Source organism: Anaerococcus cruorum (assembly GCF_046365495.1).
GTDB classification, from domain to species: domain Bacteria; phylum Bacillota; class Clostridia; order Tissierellales; family Peptoniphilaceae; genus Anaerococcus; species Anaerococcus cruorum.
Genome location: NZ_JBGMEH010000006.1, coordinates 217,719 through 232,814, shown reverse-complemented (window position 1 = coordinate 232,814; position 15,096 = coordinate 217,719). Strand labels below are relative to the sequence as shown.

Genomic DNA, 15,096 nt, shown 5'->3' with positions numbered 1-15,096 from the left:
GAATATGGATAAGACATTAGAATTATTAAAAAAATCAGACGCTCTTTTAGAAGGTCACTTTTTACTTTCTAGCGGCAAACACTCTGATAGATATATTCAATGCGCAAAATTGATTCAACATCCAGAGTACTGTGCAGAAGTATCAGAAATAATTGCAGAAAAATTAAAAGAAGCGAGTATTGATGTTGACCTATGTGTAGGACCAGCTATGGGTGGGGTAATTATTTCTTATGAAGTAGCCAAGGCTATCGGAACTAATGCTATATTTACTGAAAGAGTAGATAATGAAATGGCTTTGCGTCGTGGTTTTGAAATACCAAAGGGAGCAAAAGTTATTATTGTTGAGGATGTAATTACAACAGGAAAATCTTCTTTTGAAACAGTGGAAGTAATTAGATCTTATGGAGCTGAAGTAGTAGCTTTAACATCTATTGTAAATAGATCAAACAAAGACGAGATAAATGGACTACCTATTATTTCTGCAACAAAAATAGATGTAAATACTTATGATGCAGATGACCTACCAGATCATTTAAAAGATACACCAGCGGTGAAACCTGGATCAAGAAAAATTAAATAATAATTTGCTTTATTAAGTCCTAGCTAATATAATTTATAAAAAAGTTAGGACTTAATTTATATATGAAAAACAAAAAAACAAAAAAATTAATGGCAGTATTTGTCTTATTTGTAACTTTTTTTAGTTCAAATAAAGTCTTTGCTGCAAAAGAAAATACAAAAGTTACTCTTATGAATGGAATCAATAAAATATATTATGAGGCTAAGCTTCTAAAAAAAACTCAAGCAGAAAAATATAAAAAATTTGAAGAAGATTTGGATATTTTTTATGATCAAGGATCTAGTAAGATTGATTCCAACAATATGTTTTACCTTTTAAATACACCAGACTTTTCTGCGGAAGAGCTAGATAATGCCTTAGCAGGTACTGGACTAGCTGGTCTTGGTAAAGATTTTAAAAAAGCTGGAGAAACCTATGGTGTAAATCCAATCTTGCTAATGGCTATGGCCAAACATGAAACTGGTAATGGCACTAGCGAATTATTTTTAAATAAAAATAATCTTTTTGGTTTTAATGCCTATGATTTTGACCCATATAATCAAGCGAAAGATTTTAAAACACCAGCTGATTCTATAAATACTGTAGCAAAGCATTTAAAGGAAAGTTACCTATCATCTGATGGAGATTACTATAACGGTGTGTCAACAGATGCAATAGGTATGAGCTATGCAACAGACCCAGATTGGTCAAAAAAAGTAAACTGGATGATGATAGAAGTAGCTAGATCTATGATAGATGCATTTGATAACAAGACAGGTATATGACCTGTCTTTTTTCCTATAAGTAGGAGGTTTTTATGGATACAAAAAAATTTATAGAAGGACAATCTAAAAAAGCTTATGAGTTTTTTGGGAACCATCCAAAAGATGGTGGTTATATATTTAGAGTTTTTGCTCCAAACGCTTATAAAGTTGAACTTATAGGTGATTTTAACGATTGGCAGGGTCAGGGATTAAGAAAATACAGAACAGGGGTATTTTCTGCTAATATAAAAAATGCTAAAAAAGGTGATAGATACCAATACAAATTTACCACTAGAGAAGGGGAGATAATAAAAAAGCTAGATCCCTATGCAAGAGAGATGTCAGTAAAGGAAAATTGCTCCCTAGTTGGTGATGATGATTATGACTTTAAAAATAAAAAAGTAAATAAAAAGCCAAAAAATATCTATCAAGTTCACCTAGGATCACTTTTAAAAGATGAGACCTTTTCTTTTGATAAGTTAATTGACCACTGTGTGGCTAATAACTTTGACTGCATTTCATTTTTGCCAGTTACTGAATATGAAAATTATAAGTCTTATGGTTACAAAAGTACTGGCTTATTTGCCTTTGCAGGTAGATATGGAAGTAAGATAGACTTTAAAGAATTTATAGATAAAGCGCATGTCAATAAAATTGGCGTTATAGTAGAACTAGATATTTACGAATTCGATGAAAATGCTTATTTCCTAGATAATTTTGACGGGACAAACCTATATACTTATGATTTTTCAGACATAAAATATAATTTTTATGGTGGTTTAAACTTTGATCCTAATAAGAATGCCAGCAGGTCTTATCTCCTATCAGTAGTTAATTATTGGTTAACAGAATTTAACTTAGATGGTATAGATTTAGCTAATATAGAAAATGCTATTTACTGGCAAGGTCAAGAATATAGAGGAATTAATCAAAATTGGGTGGAATTTTTAGAAGAAATTATTAGTATCATTCATAACAATAAGGCCTATGCTATAGCAAGCTTTAATGGCACTTATAATCTTGATTTATCTTTTGATTATGTTTACGATTTAAGTTTTAGAGATATTTTAAGAATTATGCAAAAATCTCCTTTTAAGCGAGATAAGTATAAAAGAGATGTGCATGATTTAATAATAGCCGATAATTCTAAAAAAATACTAGGATTTTCATATGTAGATGACTTTTTAGATGAGGCTAGCCTAGCTATGAAGATGCATGGGGAATACAAATTAGGTCAATTAAAAACTCTTATGACCTTTTTGTATTCGATAAATGCATCAAAAATGTTATTTATGGGAAATGAGCTAGCAAGTTTTAAAACATTTTCTGTATTTGATAAAACTATTTTATATACAAAAAGTGATGAAAATTTAAGTTTTAATAACTTTTACAAAGATTTATCAAGCCTTTATAAAAGCGAAAAAGCCTTATTTAGCGAAAAATCAACAACAAAACTTCTGGATATAGGTGGATATAGCATTTATGCTTTTATAAAATACTATGAAGAAAATAAATTACTGGTTATAATAAATTTAACAGATGTAGAATACAAAATACCAAGTCCATATGAGTTAGAAGAGTTGATAAATACAGAAGCTTTAGCCTATCAGGGATCTGGCAATATAAATGGAAGTATAAATAAAAATGATTTTATAAAAATAAGACCATTTGGGTCAGCTATTTTTAAAATAAAAGAGGATAAGTAAAAACTCATCCTCTTTTTTATTTTTGTGTTAATGTATATTGATTTTCCAAGTTATGGGCTATATTTGTAAATCTTTCTAGGATTATTTTTCTAGGAATGATTCCTAAAAAATATCCATTTTTGTGGGTGATACAGATAAAGTTATTATTAATTATTAGTCTTAAAACATCCTCTAGATTATAATTATCAAATAGTATAGGCACCATTTGATTCATAACATTTTCTACTTTGATTTGAGCAAGTTTTTCCTCATCAAAAATCGATAAATCTTCAGTATTAGTAACTATATTAGAAATGGAAATCAGTCCCCTTACTCTATTTTCCTCATCTAAAACTGGGATGGTTTGATAACCAGAAGAGGATAGGACAAGTATTGCATGGACTAGGGAGTCCTTCTCACGGACTACAGCTACATCACTTGCTGGAATCATTATATTTTCGGTAGGTTCTTTAAACATTTTTTCTATATTTTTACCTATCATATTTAAGCTCCTTATTAAGATTATAAACTACCTTAAAAGAAAAATAAAGTTAAAAAATACCCCGAGGTTTAACCTCGAGGTTATGTAAAGCACACCCAGCTTCGAAATAAGATCTCACTAGAGTATCTATATAAGCCTAGCTCGTACTAGGTGACCTTACGGCACACAGAAAGATCTACTTAATGCTGCTACGTTCCCGTCCTGACATGGTTCATAGTTTCCTGTTGCGCAAGACCTAGTAGTCAACGCTAGTTTATATAGGCTTGTAGTTAGATAATATCCCTTGGCTGGGAATTCGACCCTGCTATAGCGAATTGCAGGTTACAAGGCATCGCTAGTTCCCCGTCTAGTGCATGGCGGAGAGCATGGGATTTGAACCCATGATACATGAAAGATGTATACACGATTTCCAATCGTGCTCCTTCAACCGCTCGGACAGCTCTCCATACGATTAACATATTAGACTATACTATGAATTTTTTTAAATGCAAAAATTTTTCATATGGTATAATGTTTTAGAAAGGAAAATTATGGCAAAAGCATTATATAGAGAATATAGACCAAAAACTTTTGATGAGGTTTTAGGCCAAAATAGGGTAACAACTGTCCTTAAAAATCAAGTTAAAACTGGCAAGATAAGCCATGCTTATATATTTTCTGGCGAACGAGGTACAGGAAAAACTTCTTGTGCAAAAATATTTGCAAAGGCAGTTAATTGCCTAAACCCTAAAGATGGGTCGCCATGCCTTGAATGTGAAAACTGCAAGGTTATTGAAGAAGAAGCTACTATCGATGTAGTGGAAATGGATGCTGCTAGTAACCGTAGGATAGATGATATAAGAAATCTAAAAGATAATGTAATTTATCCACCAAATAAACTAAAATATAAGGTTTATATCATAGATGAGGCCCATATGATAACTCGTGAGGCATTTAACGCCTTACTTAAAATCATGGAGGAACCACCAAGCCATTTAGTTTTTATACTAGCAACAACTGAAATAGAAAAAGTGCCACGCACAATCTTATCCCGTGTGCAAAAATTTGAGTTTAACAAAATAGATGATACAAATATTAAAACTCAAATAGATAAAATCTTAAAAGATAGGGATATAGAGATGGATGGCGAGGCCGTTGAACTTATTATAAAAAAAGCTAATGGAGCCATGCGTGATGCACTTAGCATCCTAGATCAGGTAGTTTCTTTTGGAGAGAAATCATATGATTTAGCAAAAGTCCAATCCTTGCTAGGGGTAGTGGATTTTTATGATGTAGATAGACTTACCAGTGCGATTATAGCAAAAGATTCAAAAATAAGTTTAGAAAGCTTATTTGATTTAAGAGCTAATAATAAGTCCAATAAAGATATCATAGATAGCTTAATAGCATATTTTAATGATATTTTGATATTTAAACTAACAGGTAATGAATCATTTTTTGACAATAGGGAGTACAAAGACTTCATAGCTAAAAGGTCAAAAGATATAACTGATGGTGAACTAGGAGACTATCTGGATATACTTATTGAATATAATAACAAGATGAAGCTTACAGAAAATACTGATGTACTTACAGAAGTTTGTATCCTTAGGTTATTAAATTTAAAAAATATAGATAACCTAGATTCAAGAATAAGCTATCTAGAAAAAAATACTGGTGATGATTTGATAGATACTATTAATAAAGTAGTGGAAAATAAACTAACCAATCTAGATTTAACTCAGGTTGATGTACCAGTTAATAGGGAAATTCCTGAAATAAATTATAAGCTAGATGAACAAACAGTAAATAGTACTAATGAAGTTTCAGAAAATATTGATCAACCACCAAAAATAGAAGAGAAAGAAGAGGTTTCACCAAGAACTAGCAACTCTTTAACTTCTGTTGAGGAAGAAAAAATAAAAACCATGCTAGTAAAAACTGCTGGCGGGGTTATAAATGGTTTATTTACTGATGAAGGCTTTAATTACAGGATAGAAAATAACAGTTTTATCCTATATATCAAAGAAGACTTTTATAATTTCTTTATAGTATCAAAAATAGGTGATATAGAAAAGAATTTAAAAGACATCTTAAAAACAGATTATAAGTTTACTATTGATTCATATGATAATATGAACAATAATATAAGTAATGTAGAAGATAAAAAAAAAGAAGAAATAGAAATTAAGAAAGAAGAATGCAAAGATTATTCTAATAAATTATTAGATATCTTTGGAGATGAATTAATTATAGAATAGGAGAGAAAATTATGGCAAGAGGCGGATTCCCAGGTGGCGGAAATATGAACAATATGATGAAACAAGTTAAAAAGATGCAAGCGGAGATGGAAAGAGCTCAGCAAGACATTGAAGAAAAAGAATTTGAATCAACATCTGGCGGTGGAGTTGTAACAGCAACTGTAAATGGAAAAAAAGAATTAATTGCTTTAAAAATAGATGAAGATGTAATAGACCCAGAAGATAGTGAAATGCTAGAAGACCTTGTAATCGCAGCTGTAAATGATGCTCTAAATAAGGCAGATGAATATAGCGGCCAAACTATGGGCAAACTAACAGGTGGGTTAAACATACCTGGATTTATGTAATGGCAATCTTTCCAGAAAGTTTAAATAACTTAATAGAAGAATTTCAAAAACTTCCAACTATAGGCAGAAAGTCAGCTGAAAGACTGGCTATGAATATTGTAGAGCGAGATGAAACTGATATAAAAGACTTTTCCAAGGCCTTAATGGAAGTAAAAGAAAAAATCCATAGGTGTGAGATTTGCGGCAACCTTACAGAAGCAGAAATTTGTGATATATGTAAAGATATTACACGTGAAGAAGATTTTATCTGTATAGTAGAAGATGTAAAAGATTTGATAGCTATAGAAAAATCAGGAGCCTTTCATGGTAAATACCATGTCCTTGGTGGATTAATATCTCCATCAGATGGTATAGGACCAGATGAATTAAATATAGATAAATTATTAAATAGAATTGATAGTGAGGGTATAAATGAAGTTATTCTTGCTATTTCTTCTACAATAGAAGGAGAAACTACAACATTATTTTTAACCAGTCTTTTAAATGAAAAAAATGTTAGAGTAACAAAAATTGCCCAAGGTATACCTGTTGGGTCAAATCTGGAATACTTCGATCAGCTTACACTAGAGCGAGCTATAGAAGATAGACGAGAAATCCATGACTAAGTTAAAAAAAGTAATTAAGAAATAAAAAAGAGCCATAAAGGCTCTTTTTTTATTGTATAAATATTACATGGTGGAGATGATGGGAGTCGAACCCATGTCCGTGGAAGTCTCCTTATTAGCTTCTACAAGTTTAGTAAGTTTAAAATATTCACATAAAAACTGATAAACTTACAAATAGTTTTTATGCTAGCTTCATTTTACTGAATATACCGCAAAGCTTAGGTATATTAGTTGTCGCTAAAATTATGAAACAAATTGTAAGTTCGCGACAAACCTACAATTCATTGCTACCAGATTCTTAGGCAGCTAGTGCGAAGTTAGCTTCGCTATTGTTGTTTGCGTTTATATTTAAACTGTGGATTTACGTTCCACACTCGACTTGCTACTAATAATTCTTCGACCACGTCGAAACCATGGCATCCCCATGTAACTGATACTATACTTTTATCCGTTATTATTGTCAAAGAAGTGTAAATTTTGTAAAATATATATTAAGAAAAGGTTTTTTTATCTTTTATACTCCTAATTTAGGGTATTAATATATTATACAGATAAGTCTCTTGTAAAGGAGGGCATATGAGAAACTCAAATAAAACAGCAGCAATGCTTTTAGCTGGTGGTCAAGGATCAAGACTTAAAGCATTGACAAAAGATATGGCAAAACCTGTAGTTCCATTCGGGGGAAAATACAGAATAATAGACTTCGCTTTAAGCAATTCTACAAATTCAGAAATAAAAGATATAGGTGTTTTAACTCAATATAAACCACAACTTTTAAACCGTCACTTAGGTATAGGATCAGCTTGGGATTATGATAGAAATAATGGTGGACTTAGAATCCTTTCTCCATATTATACAGAAGAAGGAGGGAAATGGTTTGAGGGAACTGCTAGTGCTATTTATGAGAATATAAATTATCTTGATCTGGTAAATCCAGAATACGTTTTAATTTTATCTGGTGACCATATTTATAAAATGGATTATAGAAAGCTTTTAGATATCCACAAGGAAAAGGGAGCAGATGCTACTATTGCCGTTATGGAAGTTGATTGGGATGAGGCTAGTAGATTTGGTATTATGAATACTGATGAAGATGGTAGAATAACCGAATTTGAAGAAAAACCTGCAAATCCAAAATCTAATCTTGCATCCATGGGCATTTATGTATTTAACTGGAAAGTTTTAAGAAAAGCTCTAATTGAAGATAATGAAAATCCAAATTCTTCTAATGATTTTGGAAAAGATATTATTCCTAAAATGCTTGCAGATGGCCAGCCACTTTATGTATATAAATTTGATGGTTACTGGAAAGATGTAGGAACTGTAAGAAGTTATTGGCAAGCAAACCTTGATTTAATTAATCCTGATAATGAGCTTGGTATTTATGATGAAGATTGGAAAATATATACCACCAGCCTAAACTTACCACCACATAGAATAGGACCAAAAGGAACTTTAAATGATGCCTTGGTAAATGAAGCTTGTGTTATAGATGGTAAAGTAGAAAATTCTGTTCTTTTTTCAAATGTAACTGTAGAAGAAGGGGCGGAGGTATATAATTCTGTTTTACTAAATGGATCAAAGGTAAAGGCTGGATGCAAAATATATAATTGTGTCGTTGCAGAAGATATAGAGATAACTGAAAATATCGGTGAAAGTGGTACTGATAAGGTCTACCTAGTAAGTTCTGAAGGTATCGGGGAGGAATAATATGGATAGTATTTTAGCATTAGTGTATAGCTCAGAATTTAATCCAGCAGATTACGGAGAATTATGTAAGGTAAGACCTGATTATATGCTTCCATTTGCTGGAAGATATAGGATAATTGACTTTACGCTTTCAAATTTAACTAATTATGATATTAGCAATGTAATTTTATATGCGGGAAATAAAATGCGTTCTACCATTGATCATATAGGAGACGGACGTAGTTGGGAGCTAAATAGAAGACGAGGAGGTCTTACAATCAATCCTCCAAACTATGATATAACAAATCCAACTGAAATAGAAACTTACTTTGATACTATAAGAGCATTTGAAAGTAGTAGTGCTGAGTACGTATTCATTACAAATCCTATGTATATAAATAAAGTTGATATAGGAGATGCTAAGGAGCGTTTAAAAAGTGAGAATAAAGATGCCCTAATCTTTACTAAAAAAACATATGATAAAGATGGTTTTTTTCTAAATCGTAAAATAATAAATTCTAATGAAAATGGTAAACCAACTAGTGCTGGTCTCAATTTAGGAACTAGCGAAGAGTTTGACTTATTTTCAGGTTCTATTCTAATAAAAAGAGATTTATTTATAAGAATTTTAAGATATGCAGAAGAAAAAAATAGTATTTCCGGTCTTTTAACGGCTATTTTTGACTTTCCTGAAGAGTTAGATATAGATTTTTATAGAATTGATAACCAATTAGAAATAATTATGGATGCCTATTCTTTCTTTAATGCAAATCTAAAGCTACTAGATAGAGAATATTTTAATAATTTGTTTTATAAAGATGGACTTGTTTACACAAAATCAAAAGATGAGCCATCTACTTCATATACGAAAGATAGCAATGTAAAGAACTCTTTAGTGGCCAATGGAGCGATAATTGAAGGAGATGTAGAAAACTCAATTATATTTAGAGGAGTTTATGTAAAAAAAGGGGTAGTAATCAAAAACTCAGTTATTTTCCAAGATAGCGTAATAGGAGAGGAATCAATCCTTAACTTTGTAATCGCTGAAAAAGGTACACAGATAGGTAAAAATATAAAACTATTTGGTAATAGATCTCATCCATATGTATCAAGTAAAAATGAAATATTAGAGGATTGGAGTTATTAATGAATATCCTTTATTTAACTGGTGAAGCAGTTCCTTTTATAAAAACTGGAGGACTTGCAGATGTTGCAGGTTCTCTTCCTAAAGAACTCATAAAACTTGGAGCAGATATTAGAGTAGTTTTGCCTTTATATAGTACTATTGATGAGTCATATAGGGCCAAAATGGAAAAAATCACTGAATTTTATGTAGACCTTGACTGGAAACACCAATATGCAGGGGTATATAGCCTTGATTTTGATGGAGTCAAATACTATTTTATTGATAATTTAGAATACTTTGACCGAGAAAGTCCTTATGGTTATGATGATGATGCTGAAAGATTTCTATTTTTCTCAAAAGCTTGTACACTTCTAGGTAAAGAAATTAATTTTAAACCAGACATCATCCACTCAAATGACTGGCATACTGCTATGGTAAATGTTTTTGTGAATGATTTTAGACGTGGGGATAGTTATTTTGATGACATTAGAACCTTATTTACTATCCACAATTTAAAATACCAAGGTATTTTCGATCCCGAATATTTACGCCTAGCAGGGCTTGATGGATCATACTTTAATGAGAATGACTTAAAATTTTATGATGCTATAAACTTTATGAAAGCGGGCATCATCCATGCTACAGCAGTAAATACTGTTTCAGAAAACTATGCTAGAGAAATTCACTATCCATTTTATGGAGAAGGCCTAGATGGTGTTATAAAACAGTATGAATATAAACTATCAGGCATAGTAAATGGGATTGACTATGATGAATGGAATCCTGCAACAGATTCTATGATAGATCAAAAATACGATATAAGTTCTGTTGATAAAAAAGTTTTAAATAAACTTGCTATCCAAGAATTATATGGACTGCCAAAAAGAGAAGATGTGCCTGTTATAGGACTGGTATCTAGGTTAAATGAAATGAAGGGTATGGATTTAATTCGTTTTATCCTAGAAGAACTTTTACAAGAAGATATTCAGTTTGTTTTATTGGGAACTGGTGATTATACTTACGAGGAAATGTTTAAATATTTTGCTTGGAAGTATCCAGAAAAAATGGCAAGCAGGATTTATTTTGGTGGAGCAGAAGCCCATAAAATATATGCAGCAAGTGATTTTTATCTAATGCCATCCATATCAGAGCCATGTGGCATCAGCCAATTAATTGCTATGCGCTATGGAACACTACCAATAGTAAGAGAAGCAGGTGGGCTAAAGGATACGGTAATTCCTTATAACGAATACACAGGAGATGGGACTGGTTATTCATTTGCAAATATAAATGCCCATGAGCTTTTATTTACCATAAAAAATGCTATAAATGTTTATAAAAATGATAAAAAAACTCACGATAGGCTAGTAAAAAACGCTATGAGTCAAGACATAGACTGGCAAATGTCTGCGGGCAAATACTTAGACTTATATGAGAACATTAAAGCCTAATATGCAAAAAAATAAGGATATAATTATAGAAAGAATACAAAATTATTTGTATTCTTTTTATGCTAAAGATATAAAAACAGCGAGAGATAACGAAATATATGATTGCCTATGTAGGTATATGATGGAAATTATAGGCAAAACATGGGTTGATACTAAAAAAATCAAAGAAGGTTATGAAGTTTATATTCTAAGTTTTGAATACTTACCAGGTAGATTTTTGGCAAATGCTATTTATAAGTTAAATTTAGAAGATGAGATAAAAGATGCCTTGAATGAAATGGGTTTTTCTTATAAAGACATTGTATCCTTAGATCCAGAACCAGCCTTAGGTATAGGAGATATAGGCATGGGCTCTTCTTATCTCATAAATGAACTGTCAAATAAAAAAATAAAAGCAACAGCCTACGCCTTGCGCTACGAATCTGGCAACTTTAAACAAGTTATAAAAGATGGTATGCAAACTGAAGAAGCTTCCTCATGGCTAAAATATGGCTCAAATTGGGAGCATAAAAAATCTTTTACCAACGAAATAGAAATATATGGTAAAAAACACAAGACAGTTACCTATGATATGCCAGTAATATCAGATGATGCAAGTTTTATAAATACTCTAAGATTATTTAAAGCAGAATCTCCAAAGGATGTAAATATTAATAAGTTTTCTAAGGGTGAAATCTTAGAAGCCTATGATGATTATATAAATAATAGTTCAATAACAGAGTTTTTATACGTAGATGACTCTAGTTATGAGGGAAAAATTCTAAGGCTTAAGCAAGAATACTTTTTTGCTGCTTCTGCTATGAGAGACTTTGTCCGTAGATATCTTTTATATTATGAAGACATAAAAAATATAAAAGATCAGACAAATGTAATAATAAATGACATCCACCCAAGCTTGGCCCTGATAGAATTTATAAGAATTTTAACTTATGAATATAAATTTACTATAAAAAAAGCTATAGCTTATACTAGAGAAATCTTTTATCACTTAGTTTTTTCAGTAACAGATGATTCCTTAGAAAGATATCCGGTAGATGAGATTAGAAAACTAAACGAAGATGTATTTACTACTATAATAGATGTGCAAAATGAATTAGCAGGCGAGATTGACTTTAAACCCTTTATAGAAGATGGATATGTGATATTTAAAAATATAAACCTAGCCCTAAGCAAAGACTATCTATTTTTATCAAAAATCTTAGCAGAAAATAAGGGGGCCAATAAACAAAACATCCATATAAACTTAGGTACAGATAGGTTAATGTATGGGAGAAGTGCGAATGATAAACTTTCATCTTACTTTAAAGATATCGGCTTAGATGTAACCAACTATAAGAGTTTAAAAAATATAAGCAAATATGAGAATGACAGTAATTTTCTATCAGGATTAGAAGTTATCAAATTTGCTAACAAAAATAGAATGATAGAAGTTTTAGGTCAAAAAGAAACTAGTATAAATCCTTACTCGATATTTGACATGCAACTTTCTATAATGCATGAAAGTAAAAGGCAAATCCTAAATGCTCTTGCTATTGCCTACCAATATTATTACTTAAGGGATAACAGAAATGCCTACTTTGTGCCAACTACCTATATTTTTTCTGGCAAGGCCAATGAAGGATACTTCATTGCAAAAGAAACTATAAAGTTTATCCTAGCCCTTAAAAAATTAATAGAATCAGATAAAATTATCAAAGAAAAAATAAAGATAATTTATGTAGAAGATGTTACTGTTAGTGATCTAAGGATGTTATATCCTGCTTGTGATATCTATTCAAATCTAACCTATCCTTTGTATGATAATCAAAACTTTGATATGTTAAATTCTTTATTTAATATGGCAAACATTATCTCAACTAAGGGTGGGATAGTTGATAACCTAAACAAAACAAATGACTTTTACTTATTCCCAGATAATTATAATACTTACAAAAATAGAAAAGATAACCACACCTATAAGGCTAGTGATATCATTTATCAAAACCAAGTAGTAAAATATACATTAGAAAACTTGTTAAATGAAGCCCACCAAAACTTTCCTTATGATTTTAAAAATTTATATAAAGAAATCTTACTTTATAACGATTCTTTTGAAGTACTTTTAGATTTGGAAAATTTAATCAAGATTAGGGAAAATGCTTCAAAAGATTTTCTTGATAAGGAAAAATGGACTAAAAAGCAGGTGAAAAATATTTTGTGGGCCAATGAATTTAACCTTGAAGATATTAAAAAGGAAACTTTGTTTTGATAAAAAATTACAAAAATGTAACTTACGATGATATAAAAGATTATAAGCTAGGTGCTATCTATAGCAAAAGTAAAACAACCTTTAGAGTGTTTGCACCAGAGGTAGATGTAAAATTAGCCTTAACTACTAATTATAAAAATCCCAGAAAAGAAATATTTCCTATGACTCAAAATGAGTGGGGAGTTTGGGAGATAACTATGGATAATGATTTAGATGGTTATTATTATACTTATATAGTAAATGAAAAATATGAAGTAACAGATCCCTACTCTTTTACAAGCTCTATAAATAGTATGTACTCAGTGGTTTGTGATATGGAAAAAACTAATCCAGATGGTTTTAAAAATTCTAAAGTACCACAAATACCTGAAGAGGAAGCTATCATCTATGAAATGTCAGTTAAAAATTATACGGCAGATGAAAGTAGTGGAGTGAAAAATCGCGGTAAATTTTTAGGACTTACAGAAAAAAATACCATCTACCATGGATTTAATACAGGTCTTGCAAACCTAAAAGAGCTTGGCATTACCCATGTACAAATTCTTCCTATTTACGATTTTATAAGTGTGGATGAAGCAAGTGAGAGATTTTTTGATGATGATAATTACAACTGGGGCTATGATCCAGAACTTTACTTTGCACCAGAAGGGTCCTATGCAAGTGATCCAACCAACCCAAAAACTAGAATAATAGAGCTTAAAAAAATGATTGAGGCTATTCATAGCGAAAATATAGCAGTAATTATGGATGTTGTTTATAACCACACCTTTAAGTCTTATGATTCAAATTTAAATACTCTAGGTCCAAATTATTATTACAGGATGAATAAGGATGGGACATTCTCAAATGGATCTGGTGTTGGAAATGAACTTGCTACTGAGATGCCTTTTGTTAGAAAATTAATCATTGATTCTCTAAAGCACTGGGTTAAAGAATATAAAATAGATGGTTTTCGTTTCGATTTAATGGCCTTAATTGATATCGACACTATAAAAATTGCCTTAATAGAGCTTAGGAAAATAAATCCAAATTTAATAATCTATGGAGAACCATGGATGGCCCTAGGAACTACCTTGCCCTATGAAAAGCAAACTGTAAAAGGTTCTCAAAAATCTCAAGGCTTTGGAGTTTTTAATGATATATATAGGGATGCTATCAAAGGAGACACGGATTCTTTTGGCATTGGCTACATCCAAGGGGCCCACTATTTAAAAACTACCATTGAAGAAGGAATAGCTGGGTCTATACACTTTGATGAAAAAAGATGGGGATTTGCTGATTTTTCTTCTGAATCAATAAATTATTTTAACTGCCATGATAATTTGATTCTTTATGACAAATTACAAATATCATTAAAAAATCTAGAAGATATAGATGACTATGTAAAGCTTGCCCTAGGACTTGTTTTATTATCCTTTGGTAAACCATTTTTATATGAGGGCAATGAATTTAATCATAGTAAAAATAATGATAGGAATTCCTATAACTCTCCTTTATTTATAAATGCCATTAACTGGCAGGAGAAAGAAGAAAATATTGATATATTTAACTATACCAAAGATTTGATAGCCTTAAGAAAAAATGTAAAGGCATTTAATAAGATAAACCCAGTTGCTATCAGGGAAAGTTTGAGCTTTATGGAAAATATAGAAGATAATCTTATCATTTATAAAGTAAAGGCAAGTGATTACTATATCTTAGTAGCGATTAATGCTTCAAATGAGGATAAGCATATAGATAATAAAAAGCTAAAATCGTTTATAGGCTACCATGATTTTATAATGGATAAAATTTTTGGCAAAAAGGGTAAAAATAATAGTAGGATAGAGGATTTAGTCCTTGATAGACTATCAGTTAATGTATATAAGATATATTAGGAG

At 30.9% G+C, this 15,096-nt stretch carries 12 protein-coding genes, 1 tRNA gene and 2 other RNA genes; 11 read left to right on the top strand and 4 right to left on the bottom strand.

What is annotated here, in order from left to right:
• Positions 1-4: 4 nt before the first annotated feature.
• The 3 genes from pyrE to ACCQ40_RS05810 all read left to right on the top strand — a co-directional run bounded on the left by pyrE (position 5) and on the right by ACCQ40_RS05810 (position 3,029).
• A complete protein-coding gene (pyrE, locus tag ACCQ40_RS05820) occupies positions 5-580 on the top strand; it encodes an orotate phosphoribosyltransferase (RefSeq protein WP_410032996.1) in 576 nt (191 codons plus the stop codon).
• Between the two features lie 62 nt (positions 581-642).
• Positions 643-1,344: a glucosaminidase domain-containing protein gene (locus ACCQ40_RS05815; RefSeq protein WP_410032995.1), complete on the top strand. Its 702-nt coding sequence runs from the start codon at positions 643-645 to the stop codon at positions 1,342-1,344.
• Between the two features lie 32 nt (positions 1,345-1,376).
• Positions 1,377-3,029, top strand: a complete 1,653-nt coding sequence (locus tag ACCQ40_RS05810) for a GlgB N-terminal domain-containing protein (protein ID WP_410032994.1) — start codon at positions 1,377-1,379, stop codon at positions 3,027-3,029.
• 16 nt (positions 3,030-3,045) lie between these two features.
• Here ACCQ40_RS05810 and cbpB read toward each other — a convergent pair whose 3' ends face one another.
• From cbpB to ACCQ40_RS05795, 3 genes are all read right to left on the bottom strand, one after another.
• The gene (cbpB, locus tag ACCQ40_RS05805) at positions 3,046-3,510 is read right to left on the bottom strand and encodes a cyclic-di-AMP-binding protein CbpB (RefSeq protein ID WP_410032993.1); all 465 of its coding nucleotides are present in this window, start codon (positions 3,508-3,510) and stop codon (positions 3,046-3,048) included.
• Between the two features lie 87 nt (positions 3,511-3,597).
• Positions 3,598-3,865, bottom strand: an RNA gene (gene ffs / locus ACCQ40_RS05800) — signal recognition particle sRNA large type.
• Positions 3,865-3,955: transfer RNA gene (locus ACCQ40_RS05795), tRNA-Ser, on the bottom strand. The genes ffs and ACCQ40_RS05795 overlap by 1 nt, the downstream gene beginning before the upstream one ends.
• An 85-nt stretch (positions 3,956-4,040) precedes the next feature.
• Between ACCQ40_RS05795 and dnaX the strand changes: the two genes are divergently transcribed.
• From dnaX to recR, 3 genes are read left to right on the top strand one after another with little or no spacing between them, the layout of a single operon-like run.
• Positions 4,041-5,750: a DNA polymerase III subunit gamma/tau gene (gene dnaX, locus ACCQ40_RS05790; protein WP_410032992.1), complete on the top strand. Its 1,710-nt coding sequence runs from the start codon at positions 4,041-4,043 to the stop codon at positions 5,748-5,750.
• A gap of 11 nt (positions 5,751-5,761) precedes the next feature.
• A complete protein-coding gene (locus ACCQ40_RS05785; protein WP_410032991.1) occupies positions 5,762-6,097 on the top strand; it encodes a YbaB/EbfC family nucleoid-associated protein in 336 nt (111 codons plus the stop codon).
• Positions 6,097-6,702, top strand: coding sequence for a recombination mediator RecR (gene recR / locus ACCQ40_RS05780; protein WP_410032990.1), 606 nt, complete (start codon positions 6,097-6,099; stop codon positions 6,700-6,702). Before ACCQ40_RS05785 ends, recR begins: the two co-directional genes overlap by 1 nt.
• A 68-nt stretch (positions 6,703-6,770) precedes the next feature.
• Here recR and ssrA read toward each other — a convergent pair.
• Positions 6,771-7,126: a transfer-messenger RNA gene (ssrA, locus tag ACCQ40_RS05775) on the bottom strand.
• Positions 7,127-7,278: 152 nt separating this feature from the next.
• On the opposite strand from ssrA, the gene ACCQ40_RS05770 reads away from it, so the two are divergent.
• From ACCQ40_RS05770 to pulA, 5 genes are read left to right on the top strand one after another with little or no spacing between them, the layout of a single operon-like run.
• Positions 7,279-8,412 carry a glucose-1-phosphate adenylyltransferase gene (locus tag ACCQ40_RS05770; RefSeq protein WP_410032989.1) on the top strand — a complete coding sequence of 378 codons (1,134 nt, stop codon included), beginning with the start codon at positions 7,279-7,281 and terminating at the stop codon, positions 8,410-8,412.
• 1 nt (position 8,413) lies between these two features.
• The gene (gene glgD / locus ACCQ40_RS05765; RefSeq protein WP_394011461.1) at positions 8,414-9,538 is read left to right on the top strand and encodes a glucose-1-phosphate adenylyltransferase subunit GlgD; all 1,125 of its coding nucleotides are present in this window, start codon (positions 8,414-8,416) and stop codon (positions 9,536-9,538) included.
• The gene (glgA, locus tag ACCQ40_RS05760; protein WP_410032988.1) at positions 9,538-10,968 is read left to right on the top strand and encodes a glycogen synthase GlgA; all 1,431 of its coding nucleotides are present in this window, start codon (positions 9,538-9,540) and stop codon (positions 10,966-10,968) included. Before glgD ends, glgA begins: the two co-directional genes overlap by 1 nt.
• A 1-nt stretch (position 10,969) precedes the next feature.
• A complete protein-coding gene (locus tag ACCQ40_RS05755) occupies positions 10,970-13,216 on the top strand; it encodes a glycogen/starch/alpha-glucan phosphorylase (protein WP_410032987.1) in 2,247 nt (748 codons plus the stop codon).
• Complete coding sequence (gene pulA, locus ACCQ40_RS05750) at positions 13,213-15,093, top strand: type I pullulanase (RefSeq protein WP_410032986.1); 1,881 nt, start codon at positions 13,213-13,215, stop codon at positions 15,091-15,093. Before ACCQ40_RS05755 ends, pulA begins: the two co-directional genes overlap by 4 nt.
• Positions 15,094-15,096: the final 3 nt, after the last annotated feature.